The following is a 22,101-nucleotide window of genomic DNA, read 5'->3' on the forward strand; positions in this document are numbered from 1 at the left end:
CCTGCGAGGTGCTTGAGCCGGCGCGTGGCGGCGTTGACCGGCCAGCGGAGCCAGGGCCCTCAGGACCTGGCTGCACCTAGCGATGTCGCGGGTCCGACCGGACCTGCCCCAGTGACAACCGGTCCGCCGATGATCCTAAATCCGTTGCGCCGTTGGTGAACGAGGTTCTGGCTAGGGCTGCGGCGGACCCAGTGGTGGTCACCGTTGGGCGTTGCGCGGCGTCGGTTGTGGTGACGTGTGATGGCGGAGCCGATCGGGCATGGATGAGAAGGAGGGCAGGAGCTCCGCTGCGCGGTCCAAGGTTGCTGGTCAGCCGGTTGGCGCTGGCGCGGACGTCGCACATCCCGGCCAGCTCTGCTTCCAGAACTGCGGGTGGGACGGCACGGTGTAGTGCGCTGGTGCAGATCAGCAGAGGGCCGTCATCGAGCGGGCAGACGCTGATGTCGCCCGAGCGGACGCTGGACGTGAGGATAGTGTCGGCAAGGCTGCCGGGCTGGACGTGTTCGCCGTGGTCGCGTCGCTGCCGGGCGGTGGTGTGATCGGCAGTGACTTGGACGAGCCGGCCGGCTTTGAAGGTGTAGGCGCGGCAGTCGCCGGCCCATGCGATCTCGAACCGTACGCCGAGTCGGTTGCCCGGTGCGGGATGTGCCGAGACGACCAGGAGGGAAGCGTCACCGGCCTGGCTGGGGTGGACTCCCTCGTAGAGGGCGTTGACTGCGGCCCGTGCGGCGTGCAGCCCGGCGGCCGGCGTCGAGTGGGCGGTGACGGTGGCAGCGATGTCGGCGGCGATTTCCGCAGCGGCTGCTGCCTGCTGGTGTTGCCCGATCCCGTCGGCAAGTGTCCAGACGGTGATCCCGCTGTGCCGGTCGTGGCGGGTGGATGTAGCGGTGGTGACGGTGGATCGTCCGTCGGTACTGCTTGCGATGGCGGACACCGTCAGGGAGGGTTCGCCAGCATCCGCGGATTGCTCCGCTTCTGGCGGGTCAACGGGTGCACGTGATCCCACCTGCGGCTCGGGCCCAGGGGGAGGGTCGAGGCCGCTGGGGGAGCGGGTCCGGGCCTCCCATGCCTCGATGACGCCGCGGGCGACGTCAGTGGAGTCCAGGCCGAGTTGTTCGGCGGCGGCTTCGGCCATTGCCCTCGTAGCTTGCGGCGCGTCCACGAATAATTCAGCGATGGCCCGGTAGGCGGTGATGCGGTCTGCTACGAAGCGTCCCGGGTCGGTGATCTTCTTGGTGGCGTACAGGTGGCTGATGGTGTCGGTCATCTGGAGCTGGGCGAGGGGTTGGATGGCGCCGATGATCTCGTTGATTGCTGAGACCGGGTCCATGGAGACGAGCATGTCGGCGGGGTCCTGCCCTGGGGGTAGGCGGACGCCGGAGACCTGGCCGGGCCACCGGGCGGCGATCGGGTACGCACGCCGGACGGCGCGGCGTCCGCCGTCGTCACCGTCGAAAGCCAGGATCAGTTGGGCGCCGGCCAGGGTCTGCTGGAGCAGACCGAGCTGCTCGTCGGTGAGATTGATGCCGCACGGGGAGACCGCGTACACCGGTTGCGCTTCGGGGATGGCGGCGTACGCGGTGGCCATGTGGTGTATCGCGAGCACGTCGGCGGCGCCCTCGACGACGAACACCAGCGGTGTCCCTGTGCCGGTAGGCCGGTGCGCGAGCTGCTGCCCGAGGCCGTACAGCAGCGAGCGTTTGCGGTAGACGGCGGTCTCTGGGGTGTTGATCCATCTGGCCTCGGCCCGGCCGCTCAGGTCGCGGGCGGTGAACCCCACAACACGGTTGTGTACGTCGGTGATCGGGAACATGATCCGGTCACGGAACCGGTCGAGCAGGTGCTTGCTGCGACGGTGGATGAAGCCTAGGCCGGCCGCGGTGACCTCGTTGGCGGTGAATCCCGCCGCCTGGAGGTGGGTGGCCAGGTCGGTCCAGCGTCCCGGCGCGTACCCCACCTGCCATGGTCCGGTCGGGTCCGCCGCCGCGCTGATGCCGTGACTGGTCAGGTAGCTCGCGGCCTTTGCCGAGGTGGGTAGGCGGTCGGCGTAGAACTGGGCTGCGGCGGCGTTGACCGCGTACAGGCGTTCGGGCGCAGGGGGTCGTTGTTCACTGGCCATCGTCGGCCGCCGGCTGCTGGTCGGGATGTGCGACGGTGTCCGGTACGCCGTCCAGCGCAGCGAGGGTATGGGCGTGTAGCAGGTGGGATAGCGCCAGGAGGTCACCGGCCAGTTGGTCGATCTGACGTTGCAGGTCGGCGAACATCGCCTCGATCCACTGCTGATCTGTCGGTGGGTGGGACGGTTGGTTGCTCACGGCGCCTCCCTGCCGTCATCGTGGATCAGGCTGGTGTCCAGATCGGTCTGGGCGGTCCGGGTGATGGCTTCGACGCTGGCGGTGGTGTCGGCGCTGATGGTGTCGGCGTACTCGCCGCTGTACCACGGCATCAGCTCGACCATGGCGGCTCGGACGCCGGTGGCCAGCAGGATCGCCCGACCGCGCTTGAGGGCGCGTAGGTCGCCCGGATCGAGGATTCGCCGTCGTTGGACGCTGGTGGAGTAGCTGGTGTGCCCGTTGCCGTCCCGGTTGATCGAGGTGGTGGCGACGTCGTGGTCGCCGATGAGTCGTGAGACGTCCTCGGCGTGTCGGGAGTCGTCGAGTCCGGCGCCGATGAGCTTGATCGTGGCGGCGCTCCACAGGGCGGTCATGCCGCGTTCGCCCCACACGCCTTGGCCCTGGGCGATGTTTTGGATGATGGTGATCGGGATGATGCCTCGGCCGCCGAGGTGGCTGTAGAGCTGCGGCAGGTCGCTGATTTTGCAGATGTTCGCGGCCTCGTCGAGCACCGCAAGCACCGGCGGGTCGATGCGGCCGCCGGCAGCCTCAGCGTGGACGACCGCGGTGCGTAACACCGCGTCGGTGAGCGCGGCGACCAGCGGAGCCGCTGCGCCGGCCCCTTCCTTCGACAGGAGGTAGAGCGTGTCGGAGGAGGTGGGGAACGTGGTGACGTCGAGCCGGTCGAGGCCACCGGCTGGTGGGGTGACCCAGGCCATGATCTCCGGGTCGGAGAGGCAGCGGGCGGCGGTGCGGGCGGTCTCGTAGACGCCGTCCCTGGTTTCCGGGGCACCGCTCTGTCGGCCGGCGAGGGACCGCGCGGCCTGCGGGAACCCGGCGGTACGCAGCAGCGTGACCGGTTCGCGGTTGGTGGCGTCGGACAGCCAGGCCTGTACGTCGGCGAGGGTGCCCCCGGAGGTGGCAGCGGCCAGGAAAAGGCAGGTGAGCAGGTCCCCGGCTGCGAGTGGCCAGAACGGGTCGCTGCTGCCGGTGCCGCGGATCTCCTGGATGAAATGGTCGGCCAGCCGCGCGGCGTCCTCGATGCCGTCGATCGTGGCGAACGGATCCCACCAGAATGTCTGCGGCTGACGGGTCACCCGCTGCGGGTCGAACGACCAGACCCGGCCGACCCGCTGCCGGGCCCGCGCGGTGGCGGCCCACAGGTCGGAGCGGTTGCTGGTGGCCAGCACCAGTCCCGGTGCGTCCAGGATCGGGGGTACGGCGAGGCTTGTCGTCTTGCCGGCCCGTGGTGCCATCACGGCGAGCAGGACGTCCTCCCAACTGGAGCGGAGGACCGGACCGCGCCGGCGGCCGGGGGTGACCAGCCGTCCGAGGGCGATGCCGACTGCGGCGGCCGGCACCTGCTTCGGCTTGCCGGCAAGGCTCGGCCGCAGCCGCTGTGCTCGCCGTACGGCCGTGGTGCCGATGAGTTCGTCGACGTCGTGGGCGCGGGCCAGCGACGGCAGCGGATCACCGGCCCGCGGCCGGCGGGCCTGCCACCACGCCCACCCCCAACAAGCAGGTACGACGGTCACGGCGAGCAGCAGCGCGTACGTGGCCGCTACCAGGTGCGGTGGCACCCCGGGCCAGAGACGCTGCCAGTCCTGATCGATCAGGTGCCTCGTGAAGTCCCAGCCGAAGTCGAGACCGGTCGTCCACGGGTGTCCGGTGGCGACTGCGGTGAGCCGGCCTGCCAGCCACGCCATCCAGGTCAGTCCGGCGACAGCGGCGCAGGAGCCGAGGATCAGCCAGGGTGCCAGGGGGTATCCGCCGGCGCTACCGCGTGGGTAGATCGGCTGCTGGCTGCGGATGCCGCTCATCGGGCGCCTGCCCGGACCGCCATGTCGGTGTCGTACAGCCAGCGTTCGTCGCCGACCAGGTGGAGCGCGACCGGCATGCCGGCCCGCTCGCCGGTCTTCACCAGGTACTTCCCGCGACCAGGATGGGTGGCGCCGGGCACCAGGGCCTCCGGGGCGGCCCAGGAGGCGACCATGTCGCGTTCCGGGCCGGAGAGACGGACCATCAGACCGATGCGGTCCAGTTCCCGACCCGGCAACGCGGCCAGAACCTTGATCGCGCACCGCTCGGCCATCCCTCGACCCTTGGCCCGGTCTTCGTCCGTGGCGAGCGCATCAAGATCGTCCAGGGAGTGCGTGAGCATGATCTGCGCGACGCCGAGGTTGCGGGACAGCCGGGTGAGCGCGTCGGCGGGTTCGACCAGACCTGGGGCACCCCGCAGCGCCCGCCACAACTCGTCCATCACGGCGAGGTGCCGTCGCCGGGGCGCGAGGCCCTGGTCGGCGAGGACGGCTGCGGCATCGATGACGGCGTACCCGTAACTCCAGGCCGACAGCATCGCGGCGGCGACCAGCTTGTCGCCGGCTGCGGCGACGCGGGAGATGTCGATGCTGACGGCGGGGGCGGACAGGTCGATGGGGGTGGAGGTGGCGGCGTCGAAGACGCCGGCGAGGGTGCCTTCGCACAACAACCGGAGGGTGGCGACCAGGTCGTCGACCCGCCGGCGGTAGTCGGCCAGCGAGGTGGCCCGGGTCGCGGCGCGGATCGTGTCCGGTCCCTGGTCGAGCACTGCGAGCACGTCGGGGATCACCGGGTCGCCGCTGCGCCGCTCGGCGAGCAGGTCGATCACGCGACCGAGGACGACCTCCTCGGTGTTGCTGACCCGCCCGCCGTCGCGCACCAGCGTGCACAGCGCGATGAGCAGGGTGAGCCGCCGTCCGCGTACCTCCAGCCGCAGCTGGTCGGCGTCCGGGCCGGTCATTCGGGACAGCACCGTGCCGAGTGGACCGGCGTCGAGCGGGTTGATCCGGTCCAGCCCTCGACCGACGCGGATGACCTGCCCGCCGAGATGCCGGACGAGCCGGGTGTAGTCCGGCTTCGTGTCGCCGAGGATCAGGACCTGGGTGCCGGTGGCGGCCATCCCCGTGACCAGACGCTTGGCGAGCGCGGACTTCCCGGCGCCGGGCTGCCCGAGTACGAAGATGCCGGTGTTGGTGGTCAGGCCGGCGTTGAGCCACTCGAACGGATCGAGCAGCACGGACTCGCCCCACAGCTGATGCCGGCCGATCGGCACCCCGAGCAGGGGAGCTCCGGAGCCGGCGGTGAACGGATACAGCCCGGCGGCCTGCACGGTGGTGGCCTGGTATTCGATTCCGGCCGCGACGTGCACGGCCCGCCCTGCGTGCGGCCGACGCCATCCCCATGCCGGGGCCAGCGGACCGTACGCGGACACGTCGATATCAACTCGTGTCATCGATGATGCTCCTGAGAAGTCGAAAGGTCAGTGCGGCCAGTGCTGGGCCAGCACCGGTGGGCAGATCCCGGTCGGCAGGGTGACCGCGAATCCGGCGGCCTGGGAGCGCCACAGGCGGCGCAGCCGGACCTTGCAGGTCTCCGCGCGGCTCTCCACCTCGGCGACGGCTCGGCCCAGGTCAGCCGGGTCCAGCACCGTGGCCGTCACCCACAGGCTGATCAGGCCGACGCCGGCGCCGAGTGCTTCCTCCCGCGCGGCTTGCGCGGCCTGCTCGTGGTCGGCGATGTCCCGCGCGGTCGGGTCGAGCTTGCGTGCCCGCCGGTACGCGGACCGGAACTGGGCCGCGTTGACCTGCCGCTCGACCTCACCTGCGGCTTGTGCGGCGGTTAGTGGCCGGTACAGCAGCGTGACCCGTTTGGGGTGGTCGCCGGGTGCGAGTAGCCGGGCGAGCACGTGGTGGGTGACCGGCTGACGCGGTGCCTCATGCCACGCCCAGGTAACGCTTGTCGCCCCGTCGTGCTCGTACCGGTCGGTGTGTTCCTGGGCGGCGACCGGGCCGGCATTGCTCCAGTCCAGCAACTGCGCTGCTGCCTCCGGATCGGCGTTGAGCAGGCGCTTCACGTCGCCGCGGCTGGTCGGGTCGAAGCTGTGCCGGACGATTCCCGCGATCTGCGTGGCGGTCGCCCGGCCCAGCACCGTCAGCCCGCATGCGGCGAGCCCGTCCTGCAAGCCCGGGAGGGCCCGGTCGACCTCCGTGAGACACTCCTGCAGTGACTTGGGACGGGCTGGTGACGCGCCCGGGTCGAACGTGATCGACACGTTCGTCTGCACATCGGCCGCGGCCTGCGGCGCGGCGGCGACGAGCTGCTCGAGCACCCGTACCGCCGCCGCTGGACCGTCCGGGGCCAGCCGACCGGTGATGTAGTCGGCCAGCCGCGTTCCCGAGTCCGCCGCGGTGTCGACGGTGACCGCGACCCAACGAACGATCGGCACGTGGCCGAGGCCCGCGAGCCAACCACCCCAGTTCGACACCCACGCCGTTGCTGCTTCCGAGTCGGCGAGCCAGGTGGACTGGGCGGCGCAGCGCAAGGTGACAGTCATGGTGCCGAGCCGGCGATGCCACACCACGCCGTACGTCCCACCCTGGCCATCCTCGGCGGACAACAACACGGTCGGGGCGAGCACACCCGGCAACTGCCAGGCATGCTCCTCGGCCGACATCACGCCGCCGCGGTAGCTGGTATGACCACGTGCGGCGCCGGTGGCCCAGCGCAACCGCTGCACGAGTGCCTGCGCCAGCGACACCCCGCCCCACTGGGCGACGTTGCCGACGACGATGACCAGGCAGATCGGCCCCACCACCAGGAGGCCAGCAGGGCTCACCGACACCGTGATGAGCGAGACGGTCAGCGCCGCGAGCACCGCCATCGTCTGACCGAAGCCGAGCCCGAACATGCCCAGGGCCCTGGCCCGGCGCCATCCGCCGTAGGTGCGGGTTTCGGCGGCGGGTGCGTCAGCAGACATCCCGATCACCCGCCTTCCATCGAGCGGGCGGCCGTGCTCGACACTGTCCTGGCCGCTGCCTGTGCGACCTGGGCCCCGACCACCACTCCCGCGACGCTAGGCGCGGCGGGGCCGGTGGCGGCTGCCGCTGCCGCGTTACCACTGGTGGCAGTCGCGGTCGTCGCGGTTCCGGTAGTGCTGCTCGCCGTGGTTGCCGTCGTGGTGCCGGCTGACGGGGTGGTGCCGGCAGCGGGGGCCGGTCCGGTGAACGTCGGTGGCGTCGGTGGTGTCGGTGGGGGAGGACCTGAACTGTTGCCGCTCGACGGTGGCGGGTTGCGGCGATCCATCTCCCGGGCGTAGTCGGTGGCCGTCATGCCACCGGCGCCACGGCGTGACGCGATCGCGTGCAGGCCGGCGGCACCGGCGGCGGCCAACATCCCGGCCGAGTTGCCGGACTGTTGAACAGCGCCCACGGTCCAGTTGAAGAACCTCATCATCGCCGGGAGTGCGACGAGGCTCAGGCCGAGCATCCCGGCGCCGGTGAACCAGGTCGAGACGTCACGGGTTTCCGGGTCGCCGATGAGCATGAACGCGACCGCATACGAGGTGGCGGCGAACGGCTCGTAGAAGGTCAACGCGAGCAGCCAGCCGAGTACCCGTCGCAGCCAGTTGGACGTAGCCGCCGTGAAGCTGCCACTGGCCGCGAGTTGCAGCATCCCGGCCAGGATGGTGATGGCACCGCTGCGGAACAGCAGCAACATCGCCTGCACGATGCTTCCGACGAGCACGACGAGGCCCATGACGACGATCAGGACGCTGCCGACACCAGGAAGCACCGGAAGCAGGATGAGCTGCAGCCGTGCGGCCAGCGCATCGGTCTTGCAGGCCTGATCCTGTCCGAGCCCGGGGGCACAATCCATACCCCAGGTCAGGACCCATTCGGTGTAGGCCTCGCACGCCTGGAGCAGCATCTGCGTGCCGGTGAGGCTGACCGCGCCGAACAGGGCGGTCGTGAACAGCCCCTTCACGACCGTGACGAGTGGCTCTCCCTTCCGGTTGATGATCATCAAGAGTGACTGCCACATGATGCCGCCGACCGAAACCAGCAAGGCGATCGGCAGCATCCACTGCTGGAGCACCTGCGTAGCCGAGGCCCGCTCGACATCGACCGGCGGCAGAGACAGCCACCAGGTCGCCGTCGATGTGATCAAGTTTGACTGTGCCCTGCTGACCTGGTCGGCGAGCTGACCGATCCAGGAGTCGGCCACCATGCCGACGACCCCGGCCACGCCTTTCTCGATTCCACATTCGAGATCCCACGCATCACACATGGCGCTACCTGCTCGGCAGCGGCGCGTAACCGCGAGCGAGGGCGGGCCCGACTAGTGTCCGTACCGTTGACCAGTCACCCTGCGGTGGGGCCACCAGCTGCCAGTCCACACCGGACCAGGAGACCTGCACGACGGTGGCGGCTCGGGCGACGCCGCCGGTGCCGTCCGGTGCCTCGATGAGCAGGCGCAAGCTGGCCGCGTCCGGGTGATAGGTGTCGATCCTGATGCCGGCGATCGAGGCGTAGATGGGGGCAAGCGGGTCGCCGTAGGCAACCTGTAGCTGCTCGCGACCAACGGCGTAACCCCGAGCAACGGCATCGGCGTACGCGCCGGCGTCGGGCCCGACGACCTGCTCGTGCAGTGTCGGCTTCCAGACGTTCGGACCTACCTGCGGGCTGGTGCGGACCAGCAGGTGCAGCCCTGCGAGAACCGCGCCGACCGGCGTCTGGGCGAACCCTTGGGCCCGTCCGCCCTGCAGCCTGCGTGGACCGGCCGTGGCAGAGACGGGCAGTTCAAGCCCGGCCACCGTGACCCAGCTCAGATCCGCCGGCCACAAGAGGTCGACCTCAGTCTGCTGCGGTGCATCGAACGTGCGATCCGCACTCGGCGTAGCCGTGACCTTGTCCTGGTCGGGCGTGATCGGCGTGGGCTGAAGCCGCTCGCCACCGTGCATGGCCATGAACACCGCCAGCAGGAGCATCGCGAGCCCGGCCGCGGTGGCGACCACCGGACCGACGAAACGTCGCCGCGCTGTGTGCCGGAAGGGCTGACCCCTCATCACAGCACCACCCCGGCGATTCCGGCGGCCATGCTGGTCAACGCCAGTCCAGCGAGGACCCACGGCACGCCGGCGGCACCGTCCACCGCCGTCTGCGACCGGTTACGCCGGCCGATGATCATCATTCCTGCGCAGATCATGAACCCGAGGACCCCGGCGACCAACAGAATCCACTTCCCCCAGGCGAGGAAGTCGGCGGCGATCGCGTCCATGCCCGGCGGTGCCGACGGATTCGGGTCGGGTGCCTCCGCGGCAAGCACCACATGGCTGGCGACAACGAGCTTGAGAACCATCCTGATCTCCTCCGACATGCGAACGCGGCCCGATCGCCGGGCCGCCGCCGGAGACGTTTGTGGATCCGGGTAGGCGCTACGGGAGCCGCCGAGGTCGTCGGCGGCGCTACGGCGCTACCGCAGCGCCGCCGGAAAGCGGCGCATCCGAGCCTGGCCCGCATGACCCGCTCTCGCCGCTCGCACTATCTGCTCGCCGTCCTGCTCACCGCGATGCTTGTGGCCTGTTCGGCACCAGGGCCACGACCCCAGCAGTCCGCAGCCCCGTCGTCCCCTGTCATCGACCCCTCGGTTGACTACGGCGACGCGTCAGCGGTGTGCGCCGCGTTCGCCGTCGCCGTGCATCGCCTCGACACCACCGTCGACCACGATCCGACCGACGCCTACCAACGGGCCACGGCTTACCTGGACGCCACGTCGGCAGCCGCGTTGGCGTCCGCCGAGCCAAGCCGCCGCACGGCGCAATGGCAGGAATGGACCAGCCACCGCGCCTACACCGACGTCCAGGTCGGCCCGTACGCCGGCGACGCACTGCCGCCAGACACCGCTGACCAGCGGCACGCTGCCACGCTGATCACGGTTCAGCCGGTGGGACGCGACGGATGGCGGAGCCCAATCGAACGACACACCGTCATGTGCGCCCTTCGGCCGGTCGGAAGCGGCTGGCGCATCAGCGCGTACGAGATCGGCTGACCGCGATGACCGACACGACTGGTCAGGTCCACACCACGACACGTACGGTCGCGTTCCTGCTCGCAGGTGTGCTTCTCACCGGAGCGGGCCTGCTCGCCTTCGTCACCTCCGGCGCCGCGACCCTGCTCGCCACAACCTCGGCGGTGGTGGCGGTGCCCAACACCGGGCAGCTCAACGTCGACGCCATCCCCGCACACGCCCGCCACCTCACTCCCTGGGTGGCCCTCGCCGGCTCGATCTGCCCGCAGATATCCCCGCCGATGATCGCCGCGCAGGTCGACCTGGAGAGTAGTTGGAACGCCGACGCGATCGCCCACAACCCGGTCGAGCGGGGCGGAGACGCGATCGGCATCGCACAGTTCCAACTCGGCACTTGGGCGGTCTGGGGTGACGACTACGACCAGGACGGCAGCAACTCGCCCAGCGACCCCGAAGACGCCCTCTATGCGATGGGGCGCCTGATGTGCGACCTCGTGGTCTGGGCGACCCGCAACATCGACGGCAAACGCCTCGCCGGCGAGCCGGCAGACCTTGCCTGGGCCGCCTACTTCTGCGGCCGAACCTGCGTCCTGAACGCTGGCGGCGTGCCGCCTGCGGGCAAGACGCACGATTACCCGCAGCAGGTGCGATCCCGCATTGACAGGTACACCCTCGCGCCCGGCGGCACCGGCCTCTGGCGGTTGCCCCTGCCCGCCGACAGCTACCTGCTGGTCAGCAAGTTCCGATCGCCGACACGACCCGAGCACAACGGCATTGACCTCGCCGCAGCCACCGATACCCCGATCTACGCCGCCGCGGCCGGCGTAGTCCTCACCGCCGGATGCGACAGCCCCTACTGCGACCGCCCCGGACACCCGAACCTGTCCGGCTGCGGGCTCATCGTCAACATCAACCACGGCAAGGGCATCGCCACCCGCTACTGCCACGCCGTACGCCTCGCCGTCACCGCAGGAACGCAGGTCGAGGCCGGCGAGGTCATCGGATGGGTCGGCAGCACCGGAAGGTCGTCTGGGCCCCACCTGCACTTCGAGGTGCACCGGAACGCGCCACCCCTGATCGCCGCCAACGCGGTCGACCCGCTCACCTTCCTGGACGCCGTCGGCGTACCCATCGAGCGATAGCCCGACTTGTCAGCTCAGTTCGACCGCCTTCGGCCGGTCAGACCTGGAGGATCGACGATGCTAGTCAACGCCTACGATCCGCAGTCCTCACGCCAGCTCGCTGCCTCGATCACGGCAGGAGTCGCTGCACGCGATGGTGCTTCGGGGCGAGTGGAGGGTGCACGTGTTCTGGACGCAGGCGGCGGCTGGCACTCCAGCACATGGCGCGAGGAGCTACGCCGACTAGCCGACCGGGGTCGAGTCAACGCGTTCGCGCTGCGTTCTCAACCCGATGAACGCCAGCTCTCGGACAACGACTGGTCACAGCTTGTCCGTGGATTGACGGACGAGCTCGGCCTGGTGAGCCGACCCTGGGTGGCCGTGAGGACGAATCAAGCGACCGTCACCGTGCTGACTGACGCTGCCGGCGGGGCGCTGCGAACCGATGCCGTCCGAACCTACCTCCGTACAGATGCTGTCGTCGCCCAACTTGCCGCTGCCCAGGCTCGCCCCGCACGACCAGCACCCGATGCTGTGGGAGTCGACAACGACGCAGTGGAAGCGTCGGCCCGACGCGATGTTACGCAGTCGAACTTCGCCTTACCGGCGACGACTGCGGCCAGCCTCGGCGCAGTGCCGTCGGTTCTACCGACGCTTGCTATGACGCAGGGGACTGACGGCCACTCACACAACCGATAGGCGCTGCCGGTCCCCGCTCCGCGCAGCGAGATCGAGGCGCTTCGCCCCTCCGCCTCAGCCCGTTCCCTGACTGGCGTGTCGCACATCAACCGACGGAGGACAGCTCCGTCTCGCTGGCGGTTGCCGAATTGGCCTCTACGGGTCAAGCACGGGCATGTGACCCGGCCCGACGGCAAGTCGCCCCGCCTGACCGCAGGCCAGGCGGGGCGGTCAGCCGCCCAGGGCCGGTAGGCCGCGTGCGGTTGCCGAGAAATCGTCGACGGATGCCGAGGACCAGTGCCGCCCGGCGGGAGGAGCCTGCTGTCAGCGGTTACTGGTCGTTGTAGCTCCACCTTAGCGAAGAGCATCCGTGCCAGGTGCCGGCTGGCGAGTCGTAGAAACAAGCCTGCCATTCGAGCAAGCTTCCGATGCCGTAAGCGTGCCGGGTGCTGTCCTCGTAGTAGTCCTTATTGCACACACCCCAGTTGCCGGCGCCCAGCTTGTTCACGCAGGAACCTTCGCGGTAATCCACGGTGTACCAGCCGGGGTAAGTGTCGAGCCGGTTCTTCCACGACGCGGTCACCGATCGGCCATCAGCACTGTTGTCGAGCACCCACCACCGGTCGCCGGACCGCTCGAAGCAGGCCTCGGCGCCGGGCGTCCATACACATAGCGCTGTCGCCGGTGGCGGACCTGAGGCGGTGGCGGTGTTCCACTCATACGGGTTGATCGAGGTAACGGTCGAGTCGGCCACCGCGAGTTGCGAGACGGTTGTTGCCGGGGCGGGAGTGGCAAGCACTGGTGCGGCCGGCGTGATCGCCAGGCCCACCATGAGGACCAGTCCCGCCAGAACCGCCGAGGTTCTCTGCTTGATGGAAACGTTCATTCCCTTTGCCTTCCTGCCGTGTTGAGTGGCCCGCAGGTTGAAGATCTTCCTGCTCGACTACATCGATCTGGCGGTAAGCCTGAACTGCAGTTGGCAAGGTGGAACAGGGACTGAGCTGTGCGGAACAGTTTCGCTCACGTCACCTCAGCGGCTGCCTGCGGGCGCTGAGGTGACGTGATGGCGGTCACAACGGCCTGGAAAGTTAGCAATCTGAAGGCATGGATGTGCAGTTGTCTGAATGCTGGTGGTTCCAACTGAATCGAAACGCCTGGGAGTGGGGGAGTCCTGTGTTGCGTCCGCCGGAACCCGATCAATCCATGAACGCCGGAGAGTTCGTCGCGGCCCTGAGGACGCTACGCCTGTGGTCGGGGCTGTCGTACCGGGAGTTGGCCGCGAAGGCGCAGGCATCAGGAGGATCGCTCCCGCCAAGCACGATCGCCTCGATGCTTGGCCGCAACACCCTGCCACGCGCCCCGCTGATCGCGACGTTCGTCCTGGCTTGCGGCCTCGATCCGGACACCGCTGACCGGTGGACCACAGTACGCAACAGCATCGCCGTGGGATCCGAACACCCGGTATCGAGCTCTGCCGAGCAACGGGAACCACCGTCCGACGGCGGGACCGAGCAGACACCAGCGGATCCCCAGGTGGCGAGAGGCCGCCGGTCGCGACCAACGGTGATCGGTTTAGGCGTTCTCGGGCTGGTGATCAGCATCGCGGCGTTTTTGCTGCTCAAACCGACTGGCAGCCAACATGAAGGCGTCGCCGGGCCTGAGTTGCCGGCTGAGGGCTGGTTCCTCATCCAGCCCGCCCATATTCCTGACCGCGGCCTTTGCATCGGCGAGGGCCGTGAGCGCAACCGTCGTACCGATCGGCCCCTCGCCGTGCAACGCTCCTGCGCCGCGATCGTCCCGGACACGTACCTCGCCGCAACGAGCATCGGCGGCGTTTACGAGATCCGGTGGCATCATCCAGTGGAAGGCGTCGGGTGCCTCACGGTCGACCAAGCGCTCATAGCGGACGAAGCGCTGTTAGCGCCCACCGAGTGCATGGGGGCAGCGCACCAGCGTTACCAGCTGGAGCCGGCCCAGACACCGACATCGACCGGATATCGGATTCGGCCCACCCACAGTGGGCTTTGCCTCGGCATTCTCGGCGGACTGGCGGACGTGGACAAGGGGGCCGAAGTCGCTCAAGCAACATGTACCGGAGCTTTGGATCAAGTGTTCCTGTTGCAGCCGACAACCCGTTCCATGTAAACGAGGCCGAGTCCTGGGCTGACCAGGAGGGGACGCATGATCGGTGTACGACCGCGAACGCGGCGAACATCGGCACCACCTTGACCGGGCACTTGATCAGCGCTGTCGCCATTACGCTGCTCGCGAAGCGAGGCAGACGCGGGTGTCCGGGTCCAGCGTTTCTCGGCGTAGCGGGGCGGTCAGCCGCGCAGGTGGAATCGGATGCCGCACGGGCTCGCGCCGCTGACGTCTACTGCTGCGACCGGCCACGTGACACGCCCTCCCCAGGCGTCACCTACAGCCCGTCACGCGGCGCGATGGTGGTGATTCACGCAAGGAATCGTGGCCTGCCCTACGGCGGGAGGCGCTTGTGCAGGGCTTGGTTGATGACCGGGTTCCGGCCCGGAACGTACGACGGGATGTAGTCGTAGCCGGTGGGGATGTAGAGCCGTGCACGACGCAGCACCGGGCAGTTGCGCGGCAAGCGGGGAACGAAACGCGCCGCCGCTGAGCACACGTCGAACCGGAGGTCAACCCAATGCAGCGCGCTGCCCGTTCCTTGCTCACGCCGACCCCCGGGTGCCAATGCATGGCCTGGCGAAACCCGCACTACGGGGCATCTGGATGTGGCCGCGAGTCGGAGTCGCGAGTTTGCCTCGCCGAAGCCGCGCACATGGGGCTGGCTCATCGTCGTTGCTGTTGCCTGCGTCGGGTCAGCACGTCGAGGTAGGCACAGTGTTCCAGCACCTCGCGGTCGGTTGCGCTGAGCTGGCCGTACTCGTCGAGGAAGTTGTCGCGCAGGTCGGGTCGGTTGGGCCAGATTCGGGTGGCGAGGCGTACGAGGTCGCGGGCGGGTAGGTCGTATCGGCTGTGCTCGAAGTCGATCAGGCGAACGACGCCGTCGTCGCCGTAGATCATGTTGCGGGGCATGAAGTCGAGGTGGCATGGCACGGCAGGTAGCGGGGCGAGGTCTTGGAGGGCGCGCATGTGGGCCCGTACCTCGGCGCGGGCGTCAGGCGTGATGCGGTCTCCGGCTTGGTGGATCCAGTACTCGGCGCGTTGGGCGAGCCAGGCCGTCCAGTCCGGCTCCAGCCTTGGTGGTCCGGCGGCCTGGAGAATCTTGAGGAGTAGCCCTGCCTGGCGGTGGGCGTCCTGCTCGGCCTCCGGATCGAGGGCGCGCTGGTCGAGTGGGACACCTTGCACTGCGGTGATGACGATCGCGGGCGGATCGTCAGCGGCTGCGACTAAACGGGGTGCCCGGTCGCCGAGGGCCGGAACCCAGGTCCGGTAGGCGTGTACCTCCTGGGTGTGCCGTTCGCGGCTGCGGTGTGGTTTGACGATCACCTCGCCGTACTCGACGGTTGTGGCGCGGAGTACGTGGGTGCCCGCATGGCCCGGGTGACAGCCGACGGGTACTGCGTCGGTGTCGAGGAGGCGCTGGCAGAGTTGGAGGAGGTCGGCGCTGTTCATTGCCCTGTTTCGAGGTGGCGGGTGTCATTGTGGGCGGCGAGTTGCCAGATGGTGCGGCCGAAGCGGTTGGTCGGTCGCTGCCATCGGGTGACCGAGGCGTGGTCGTTGACGAAGCCGAGCCGCAGGCATGCGTTTCGGGGGAGTGCGAGGAGCAGGTTGTTGGCGGCCTCGATGGTCTCGCCGTGGGCGGCGATGAGGATCCGCTGGCCCTCGTGCCGGGCGAGGATCCGTTGTAGGGCTTTGGTTGCCCGGTCGAGGTATTGGTTCCACGTTTCGGATCCGTTGGCGTACGGGATGTCGGGGGCGTGTTGGGGTGGTCCCTGAAAGGCGGTCTTGACGTCCGTCCACGGGCGGCCGTCGGCGTCGCCGTGGTCAGGTCCGCGGAGTTCCGGCTCGACGGCGGACGCCAGCTCAAGGAACTGGGTGATGATCTCAGCGGTCTGGACTACTCGAAGTCGGGGGGTGGAGTAGAAGGCCGAGTACGGTCGGGTTGCGTGCTCGGCGGCCAGCCGGGCAGCGAGCCGGGTGACCTGGTGGCGTCCCCGGTCGGTCAGGCCGGTGCAGCCGTGTTCGCCGCCCACGATTCCGGCGACGTTGCAGGCGGCCTCGCCGTGACGGGCGATGACGAGTTCGGTGGTGGGGGACATCGGCAGGGCTCCTTCCGGGGTGGTCAGTCTGGAGCGAACGGGTCGGGCCAGGGCCGGACGGTGGGCCATGGGTGTTGGTATCCGTTGGTGCCGAGGTACCGGAGCGTCAAGAGGTGGTGAAGTTCGGCGTACTGCCGCAGCTCGTCAAGATGGCATCGGTTTGGTGCGGTGGCGGCCCGGTAGGCGTCGACGCAGCTCGTCACGGTGGATTGGGTGAGGCGGCCGTACGTCATGGAGGCGGTGACGAGTAGTCCGGCCAGGTCGTAGCCGAAGGGGGCGAGGGTGAGGTCGTCGAAGTCGACGACAGCCACGTCCTCTTCTTCAACGAGGTAGTTGCGGACGTTCGGGTCCTTGTAAAAGGCCACCGCCTGGTCAGCCCGATCGAGGACGGCGTCGATCGCGGCCAGGCTGACGCCCGTGATGTGGGCGGCACGGTGCAGCACCTGCCGACGCGGCCCGGCGAAGTGGGGGAGCACCAGCCCTGTCGCCGTGGTGTGAGCTTGTTCGAGGCGCGCGGTATGCAGTTCTCTCCGGTAGGCGGTGTCGTGCAGCCGGCCGAGTGCGGCCGCCACACGGGGCAAATCCGCCACCTCGGGTGTGCGGCCCGGTAGCCGTTCGAAGACCAGGTGGCGCCTGGTCCGCGTGACCAGACGCGGGAGGCGGACGCCGGACTTCAGCCCGGCGAGCCAGTCGTGGTGGGCCGCCGCTGCCGAGCAGCGCCGTGGGTCGTCGTACCGCTTGATGAAGAGGTTGCTGGTCACGGTCGTGCTGCCAGGGCGTAGCTGACGGTGGATCGGGTCAGGTATGGCGGTGCCGGTAGTCGTTCCCGGAGGATCGCGGCGAGGCCGGCCGGACCACCGGCGGCGCGGATCCGGTACTTCGGGGTCGTGGCGAGGTATCGGGCGAGGTGCGTGGCGTCGGCGAATTCGAAGACGTGTTCCTCATGCAGGACGTCGAGCACCGTGAGGTGGGCGGCGGCGATGTCGACGAGGTTGCGGCTGTGGAAGCTCTCGTAGAGGCTCGGCCGGCGGACGGCGTCGGGGTCGAGGTCGGCGGCTTGGACGAGCTGGTCGAGCTCGGCGTAGCTGTCCAGCGACTTGGTCGCCAGGACGGCGATACCTCCGGGGCGGAGGCAGCGGGCGATCTCCGCGACCACGGCGGCGGGTGTGGGCGAGTGGTAGAGGCAGAACGCGGCTACCGCCGCGTCGGCCAGCGCGTCGGGCAGCGGTAGGTGGTGGAAGTCGGCGCAGACCGCCGAGCCGGTTCGGCTGGCCTCAGCCAGCCGGGTACGGGCGGTGGCCAGCAGTGCGGATGAGGCGTCGACAGCGATGAGGCGTCGGGGACGGAGACGGTCGGAGATGCGGAGGGTGGTGGTGCCGCGTCCGCAGCCGATGTCGAGTACGGCCGCGCCGGGTGGGGTGCGCTGAGCGACCAGGTCGACGATGACGTCGGCGGCGTCCCGTCCGGCGATCTTGGCTTCGCGTAGTGCGCGGGTGCGTTCTGCGATTCGGCCGCTGGAACGGTAGAGGTCACCGTGAACCAGTTTTGGATCAAGGAACGGGTTAACCGGCATGGGACGTCTCCCATGCCGGGTCGGTCAGGTCATCGGCTGGGCTTGTTGTCGTACTCGTTCGATCAGTTGGTTGGCTTGGCGGCGGCTGGTGAGCGAGATCAGCCGGACGTGTGGCCCATGTTCTTGGATGAGGGTCCGGACGCGGGGTCGCATGGTGCGTCGGTAGCTGAGGATGTACCGGACAAAGTTCCAGGTGATCCGGTCGTAGACGCCGTCGGCCTGGTGCTGGCCGCCCCGGTAGCGTCGGCGTCGCTGGGCGATGCCCCAGAGGCAGGTGGCGGCGGGAAGGTCGAGGAAGATCACGGTGTCGGCGGCGGCCAGCCGGATCGGCAGGGTGCCGGCGTAGTTGCCTTCGATGATCCAGCGCTCGCCGGTGACCAGTTTCTCCTGCTTGGCGGCGAACTCCTCCTGAGGCAGCGGATTCCACTGCTCGTCGTAGAAGATCGCGTCGAGGTGGGTCAGCGGCGCGTCGAGGATCTGGGCGAGCTGCCGGGCAACTGTCGACTTGCCGCTGCCGCCGCAGCCGATGATGGCGATCCTGTCCATGGCCCTCCAGGGTAGGGGCACTGCGCGGTGAGGTCGGGAGGACACGGCAGGTCACGACGGCACCGGTTCCGGATGGCGTAGGAGGCGATCCAGCACGCCGAGTTGGGTGGAGAGCCGGAACGGGGCAAGACGGCGCAGGCAGTCGTCGATCAGGTCGGCGTGGTCGTTGGTCCTGGCGATCTCGGCGAGCCAGCCGACCCGACGCCGCACGTCGGTGGCGTGCCTGACGTGCAGGCTCGCCGGTACGAGTTCGGCGGCACCGCGGACACCGGTGGGCAGCAGAGGTACGCAGCCGGCGAGGACCGCTTCGAAGATCCGTTGGGTGATCTGGCCGGCTTCGGCGTAACGCTCGGGAAGCAGCAGCACCGTGGCTAGGGCGTCGGCGTGGATCTCGGCGACCTGTGGGAACGGGACCCGGCCGACGAAGTTGAGACCGGGCCACCGTTGAGTGTCGGTCCACTTGCCGGCGATCAGGTGCGGCAGGTGTGCGGCGGCGGGAGCGAAGAAGGTGTCGAAGGCCTCGTCACGGTCGTACTGGTTGCCGACGTAGACCAGCGGCGTCGAGCGATTCCGGGCAGCGAGCACGGTGGGATCGGCGCTGTCGAGGATCACGTCGGCGACGGGAAAGAGCAGCGGCGTCGCTCCAGGGCTCGGGCGCATGGCCGCTTCGCAGACGGTGACGTTGCCGGCCTGGCGGAGCGGATCCCCGGGGTCGAGCTGTCTGTCCTTGTCCCAGAGGATCGTCGGGGTGCCGAGCCGGTGGGTGTAGTGGGTGACGAGTTCGGCCTGCCGGTGCAGGTCGCAGGTGTGTCCGGGCCGGCCGCACGGGGTGGTGTTGCGGCCGGCGATTGGCCAGCGCCATTCGAGGAACAACGCGTCGAACTCAGGTAGGCCGACATCCCACCGGTAGCTGCCGGTGAGGTCGAGGCCGGCGTCGCAGAGGTCACGGTTGAGCTGGAGGAACACGATGTCGTGGCCGGCCTGGCGAAGCCCGTCGACCAGGGGCCGGCGGTGACTGCGCCCGCCGTCGGGGGTGTCGACGACGCCGGGACCGAGGAATCCCCAGAAGCTGTACCCGATCAGCATTTCGTCACCCACCAGCCTTCGATGAGCAGGGCGTCCAGGCCGGTCCCGGCGAGGCAGTCCAGGGCCATGTCCGGGGTGCCGCAGATCGGTTTGCCCTTGATGTTCAACGAGGTGTTGATCAGCACCGGGTGTCCGGTGATCTCGCCGAAGGCGGCCAGCACGTTGGCGAGGAACGGATGCTGCATGCGGGTCACGGTCTGCACCCGGGCGGTGCCGTTGCCGTGCACGATCGCAGGTAGGTCGTTTCGGGTCAGCTCGGTGACCGGTGCGGCGATGGACATGAACGGTGAGGGCTGGCGAAGCCGCACGTAGTCGGCTGCCTTGTCGGCGAGGACCATCGGAGCGAACGGGCGGAACGGTTCGCGGAACTTCACCGTGCCGTTCAGCCGGTCCACGACCTCATCAGCGAAAGGCGAGGCGAGGATGGAACGGTTACCCAGCGCCCGGGGCCCGGCTTCCAGCGGGCCGGTGAAGAGTCCGACGATCGCACCGTCGGCGAGTTGCCGGGCGAGGTGCTGGACCGGGTCGGCCGGGCGTGCGGCGGCCAGGCCGGGCCGTGGCTCGGCAGGCAGGGACAGGTCGGGGTACGCCGGGCCGAGGTAGCAGCGTCCGCCGATGCCGGTGGGTGGGCGGCCGGTGGCGTCGATCCAGGCGGCTGCGGCAGCGCCGATCGCGGTGCCCGAATCTCCCGGCGCGGGCGGGACGTGGATCTCGTCGACAATGCCGGCCTCGGCTATCTGCCCTGCGGCGACGCAGTTCATCGCGACGCCGCCACCGAGACAGAGCAGACCGGAGCCGGTCAGCCGCGCGGCTTGCCGGGCCAGGTGCAGCATGACCTGCTCAGTACGTTCCTGTAGGGCGGCAGCAAGGTCCGCATGCACCGGCTCGACCGGGGCGTCCGGCGGCCGCGGCGGGCAGGCCGCAGCGGTGAACGCCGGGCTCGTTCGGCGGTACCGGCTGGACAACACCCGCAGCGGAAACAGGCTCGGATCGAGAGTGAGCCCGTCCGTGGTCAACCGGATCGCCCGGGACATCAGGTCACGGAAGCGTGCCGGGTCGCCGAGGGCGGCCAGCGCCATGACGGTGCCTTCTTCGTCGCCGCGCCGCCACCCGAGGTGCTCGGTCACGGCGCCGTACGCGTAGCCGAGCGATGCCGGATCCTCGACGGATTCGACCAGGCGGAGGCGGAAGGGCTGATCATCGTGGTGTGTGGCGTGCCAGATCGTGGTGGTCTGCAGCTCGCCGAGACTGTCCACGACCAGGACCGCTGCATCGTCCACCTCGGCGGGGAGGAAGGCGTAGAGGGCGTGTGCCCGATGGTGCAGCACGGGAACGAGTCGAGCGAGCGGGAACCGCCGCGACAGATCCCGCATGCGTGCCCGGTAGCGGCGTTGGACGGTGAGGAAGCTGCGTGAGCGTGGGATGGCCCGGTTACGGGTCACGGGCCGGGCCAGCTGGCCGGGTAGCTGGCCGAGCGCCGAAAGGTAGCGGCGACCGTCGAAGTTGTATGCCACCGTCGTCACGTCGTTTGCGGTGAGACCGGCCTGGTCGAGGAGCCAGGCGACGGCTCCGGCCGGGTACGCCTTGCTGTGCTTGACCCCGTCGAGGCGTTCCTCTTCGGCGAAGCCGATCAGGTGGCCGTTGACCAGGAGCGCCGCAGCCGAGTCGTGGGTGAAGGCGCAGAGCCCAAGTACCACCTCGGCATCATGCGTGGACCCTTGCGCAATCATCATCGGCCGCCGGACGCGCGTGAGCTGAGGTGGTCGTACCAGGTCGCCAGGGCACGGCCGAGCGGATCAGGAGTGTCGGCGGCGATCTTGCGTGCCTGGTCGCGTTCACCGGACTTCCAGGCACGGTAGCTGGCGAGAGTCCGGCCAAAGGCATCCAAGGTCGAACCGCCGCCAGGTCCGGCGTCGCCGGAGATCACGCGCTGGAGCAGGGGATCGAGGTCGGTCCAGGGCACGGCGATCGGGTCCAGTTCCGCAGTGCCGGCGGCGCCGTGCAGGGAAGCGGCAGCTGCCTCTGCGTTCTCGGCGTACAGGTGCAGGGAATCGACGTGGTGGTGGTATTCGCCCAGCTCGACGTCGAGCCAGCCTGCCATCAACTCGTGGATCAGCGTGGTGGTGAAGATGTCGTACGGGAAACCGAGCCACAGGTCCTGGCTGCGCATGCTGGTGTGCATGATCAGCCGGCTCTTCCGGATGAAGAACCGGTACCCGAGGGTGCACGGCACGTCGCGGTAGCCCTGAAGATCGCGGGACGGGTCGTACAGCTGGATCACCCCTCGCCGTGAATCCCGATCCTTGAGCAGCTGCTGCCGTACCGCGTCGAGCTGGTCGATCTGGCCGTCCCATCGGCGCAGCCGCGGCCCGTACGCGCCGCGCAGCACGCCGTCGTCGGCGTATATGCGCAGCCGGTCGTTGTAATCGAAGATCCAGGAGGCGTCGGAACCGGAGAGGATCCAGAGCGCCTCCGCGACCGCGAACGCGGGGTTGATCACCCTGGCAGGGGGTACGTCGACGAGTCGCCGCCGGGGATTCGTCAGGCACAGGTGTGCTCCGACCACCTCGGTCGTGGTGAGGTCACGCGGACAGACGACGCGACCATTGAGCAGTACGGCCTGGCAGGCGGCGGTGAACAGCTCACTTGCCGAACCAGCGGTCAGCACGATCATGTGC

Annotated in this window: 21 protein-coding genes; 3 read left to right on the forward strand and 18 right to left on the reverse strand. The window is 69.1% G+C overall.

Annotated features, from left to right (window positions below; all coding sequences use genetic code 11):
- Positions 1–76: 76 nt before the first annotated feature.
- The 8 genes from AC507J_RS12400 to AC507J_RS12435 all read right to left on the reverse strand — a co-directional run bounded on the left by AC507J_RS12400 (position 77) and on the right by AC507J_RS12435 (position 9,509).
- Entirely contained in the window at positions 77–2,119 is a 2,043-nt protein-coding gene (locus AC507J_RS12400; protein ID WP_496289275.1) for a toprim domain-containing protein, read from the reverse strand.
- Positions 2,109–2,315, reverse strand: a complete 207-nt coding sequence (locus AC507J_RS12405) for a hypothetical protein (RefSeq protein ID WP_496289276.1) — start codon at positions 2,313–2,315, stop codon at positions 2,109–2,111. The genes AC507J_RS12400 and AC507J_RS12405 overlap by 11 nt, the downstream gene beginning before the upstream one ends.
- Positions 2,312–4,153: a type IV secretory system conjugative DNA transfer family protein gene (locus AC507J_RS12410; protein WP_496289277.1), complete on the reverse strand. Its 1,842-nt coding sequence runs from the start codon at positions 4,151–4,153 to the stop codon at positions 2,312–2,314. The genes AC507J_RS12405 and AC507J_RS12410 overlap by 4 nt, the downstream gene beginning before the upstream one ends.
- Positions 4,150–5,604 carry a putative type IV secretion/conjugal transfer ATPase gene (locus AC507J_RS12415; RefSeq protein WP_496289278.1) on the reverse strand — a complete coding sequence of 485 codons (1,455 nt, stop codon included), beginning with the start codon at positions 5,602–5,604 and terminating at the stop codon, positions 4,150–4,152. Before AC507J_RS12415 ends, AC507J_RS12410 begins: the two co-directional genes overlap by 4 nt.
- Positions 5,605–5,631: 27 nt before the next feature.
- The gene (locus tag AC507J_RS12420) at positions 5,632–7,128 is read right to left on the reverse strand and encodes an SCO6880 family protein (protein ID WP_496289279.1); all 1,497 of its coding nucleotides are present in this window, start codon (positions 7,126–7,128) and stop codon (positions 5,632–5,634) included.
- A 5-nt stretch (positions 7,129–7,133) separates the two neighbouring features.
- On the reverse strand, positions 7,134–8,378 hold the full coding sequence (locus AC507J_RS12425; RefSeq protein WP_496289280.1) for a hypothetical protein: 1,245 nt from the start codon (positions 8,376–8,378) through the stop codon (positions 7,134–7,136).
- Between the two features lie 64 nt (positions 8,379–8,442).
- The gene (locus AC507J_RS12430; RefSeq protein WP_496289281.1) at positions 8,443–9,165 is read right to left on the reverse strand and encodes a DUF8175 domain-containg protein; all 723 of its coding nucleotides are present in this window, start codon (positions 9,163–9,165) and stop codon (positions 8,443–8,445) included.
- A 50-nt stretch (positions 9,166–9,215) separates the two neighbouring features.
- The gene (locus AC507J_RS12435; RefSeq protein WP_496289282.1) at positions 9,216–9,509 is read right to left on the reverse strand and encodes a hypothetical protein; all 294 of its coding nucleotides are present in this window, start codon (positions 9,507–9,509) and stop codon (positions 9,216–9,218) included.
- 159 nt (positions 9,510–9,668) lie between these two features.
- On the opposite strand from AC507J_RS12435, the gene AC507J_RS12440 reads away from it, so the two are divergent.
- Both AC507J_RS12440 and AC507J_RS12445 read left to right on the forward strand, forming a co-directional pair.
- Complete coding sequence (locus AC507J_RS12440) at positions 9,669–10,199, forward strand: hypothetical protein (RefSeq protein WP_496289283.1); 531 nt, start codon at positions 9,669–9,671, stop codon at positions 10,197–10,199.
- 5 nt (positions 10,200–10,204) lie between these two features.
- Complete coding sequence (locus tag AC507J_RS12445; RefSeq protein ID WP_496289284.1) at positions 10,205–11,320, forward strand: M23 family metallopeptidase; 1,116 nt, start codon at positions 10,205–10,207, stop codon at positions 11,318–11,320.
- Positions 11,321–12,308: 988 nt separating this feature from the next.
- Here the strand turns inward: AC507J_RS12445 and AC507J_RS12450 are convergent.
- Complete coding sequence (locus AC507J_RS12450; protein ID WP_496289285.1) at positions 12,309–12,863, reverse strand: hypothetical protein; 555 nt, start codon at positions 12,861–12,863, stop codon at positions 12,309–12,311.
- Between the two features lie 218 nt (positions 12,864–13,081).
- Between AC507J_RS12450 and AC507J_RS12455 the strand changes: the two genes are divergently transcribed.
- Complete coding sequence (locus AC507J_RS12455; protein WP_496289286.1) at positions 13,082–14,122, forward strand: helix-turn-helix domain-containing protein; 1,041 nt, start codon at positions 13,082–13,084, stop codon at positions 14,120–14,122.
- A gap of 331 nt (positions 14,123–14,453) precedes the next feature.
- Here the strand turns inward: AC507J_RS12455 and AC507J_RS12460 are convergent, their stop codons facing one another.
- From AC507J_RS12460 to AC507J_RS12500, 9 genes are all read right to left on the reverse strand, one after another.
- Entirely contained in the window at positions 14,454–14,585 is a 132-nt protein-coding gene (locus tag AC507J_RS12460) for a hypothetical protein (protein ID WP_496289287.1), read from the reverse strand.
- A 200-nt stretch (positions 14,586–14,785) separates the two neighbouring features.
- Complete coding sequence (locus tag AC507J_RS12465; RefSeq protein WP_496289288.1) at positions 14,786–15,571, reverse strand: phosphotransferase family protein; 786 nt, start codon at positions 15,569–15,571, stop codon at positions 14,786–14,788.
- Positions 15,568–16,218, reverse strand: a complete 651-nt coding sequence (locus AC507J_RS12470; protein WP_496289289.1) for a histidine phosphatase family protein — start codon at positions 16,216–16,218, stop codon at positions 15,568–15,570. Before AC507J_RS12470 ends, AC507J_RS12465 begins: the two co-directional genes overlap by 4 nt.
- A gap of 23 nt (positions 16,219–16,241) precedes the next feature.
- On the reverse strand, positions 16,242–16,979 hold the full coding sequence (locus AC507J_RS12475) for a phosphotransferase (protein ID WP_496289290.1): 738 nt from the start codon (positions 16,977–16,979) through the stop codon (positions 16,242–16,244).
- Positions 16,976–17,791 carry a class I SAM-dependent methyltransferase gene (locus AC507J_RS12480; RefSeq protein WP_496289291.1) on the reverse strand — a complete coding sequence of 272 codons (816 nt, stop codon included), beginning with the start codon at positions 17,789–17,791 and terminating at the stop codon, positions 16,976–16,978. Before AC507J_RS12480 ends, AC507J_RS12475 begins: the two co-directional genes overlap by 4 nt.
- Before the next feature lie 24 nt (positions 17,792–17,815).
- The gene (locus AC507J_RS12485) at positions 17,816–18,337 is read right to left on the reverse strand and encodes a P-loop NTPase family protein (protein ID WP_496289292.1); all 522 of its coding nucleotides are present in this window, start codon (positions 18,335–18,337) and stop codon (positions 17,816–17,818) included.
- Between the two features lie 51 nt (positions 18,338–18,388).
- Complete coding sequence (locus AC507J_RS12490; RefSeq protein ID WP_496289336.1) at positions 18,389–19,423, reverse strand: CgeB family protein; 1,035 nt, start codon at positions 19,421–19,423, stop codon at positions 18,389–18,391.
- Positions 19,417–21,120: a carbamoyltransferase family protein gene (locus AC507J_RS12495; RefSeq protein WP_496289293.1), complete on the reverse strand. Its 1,704-nt coding sequence runs from the start codon at positions 21,118–21,120 to the stop codon at positions 19,417–19,419. The genes AC507J_RS12490 and AC507J_RS12495 overlap by 7 nt, the downstream gene beginning before the upstream one ends.
- 32 nt (positions 21,121–21,152) lie before the next feature.
- Positions 21,153–22,097 (reverse strand): thymidylate synthase, encoded by a 945-nt coding sequence (locus AC507J_RS12500; RefSeq protein ID WP_496289294.1) that lies wholly within the window; start codon positions 22,095–22,097, stop codon positions 21,153–21,155.
- Positions 22,098–22,101: the final 4 nt, after the last annotated feature.

It is taken from the genome of Micromonospora sp. PRAS1, from assembly GCF_059553435.1.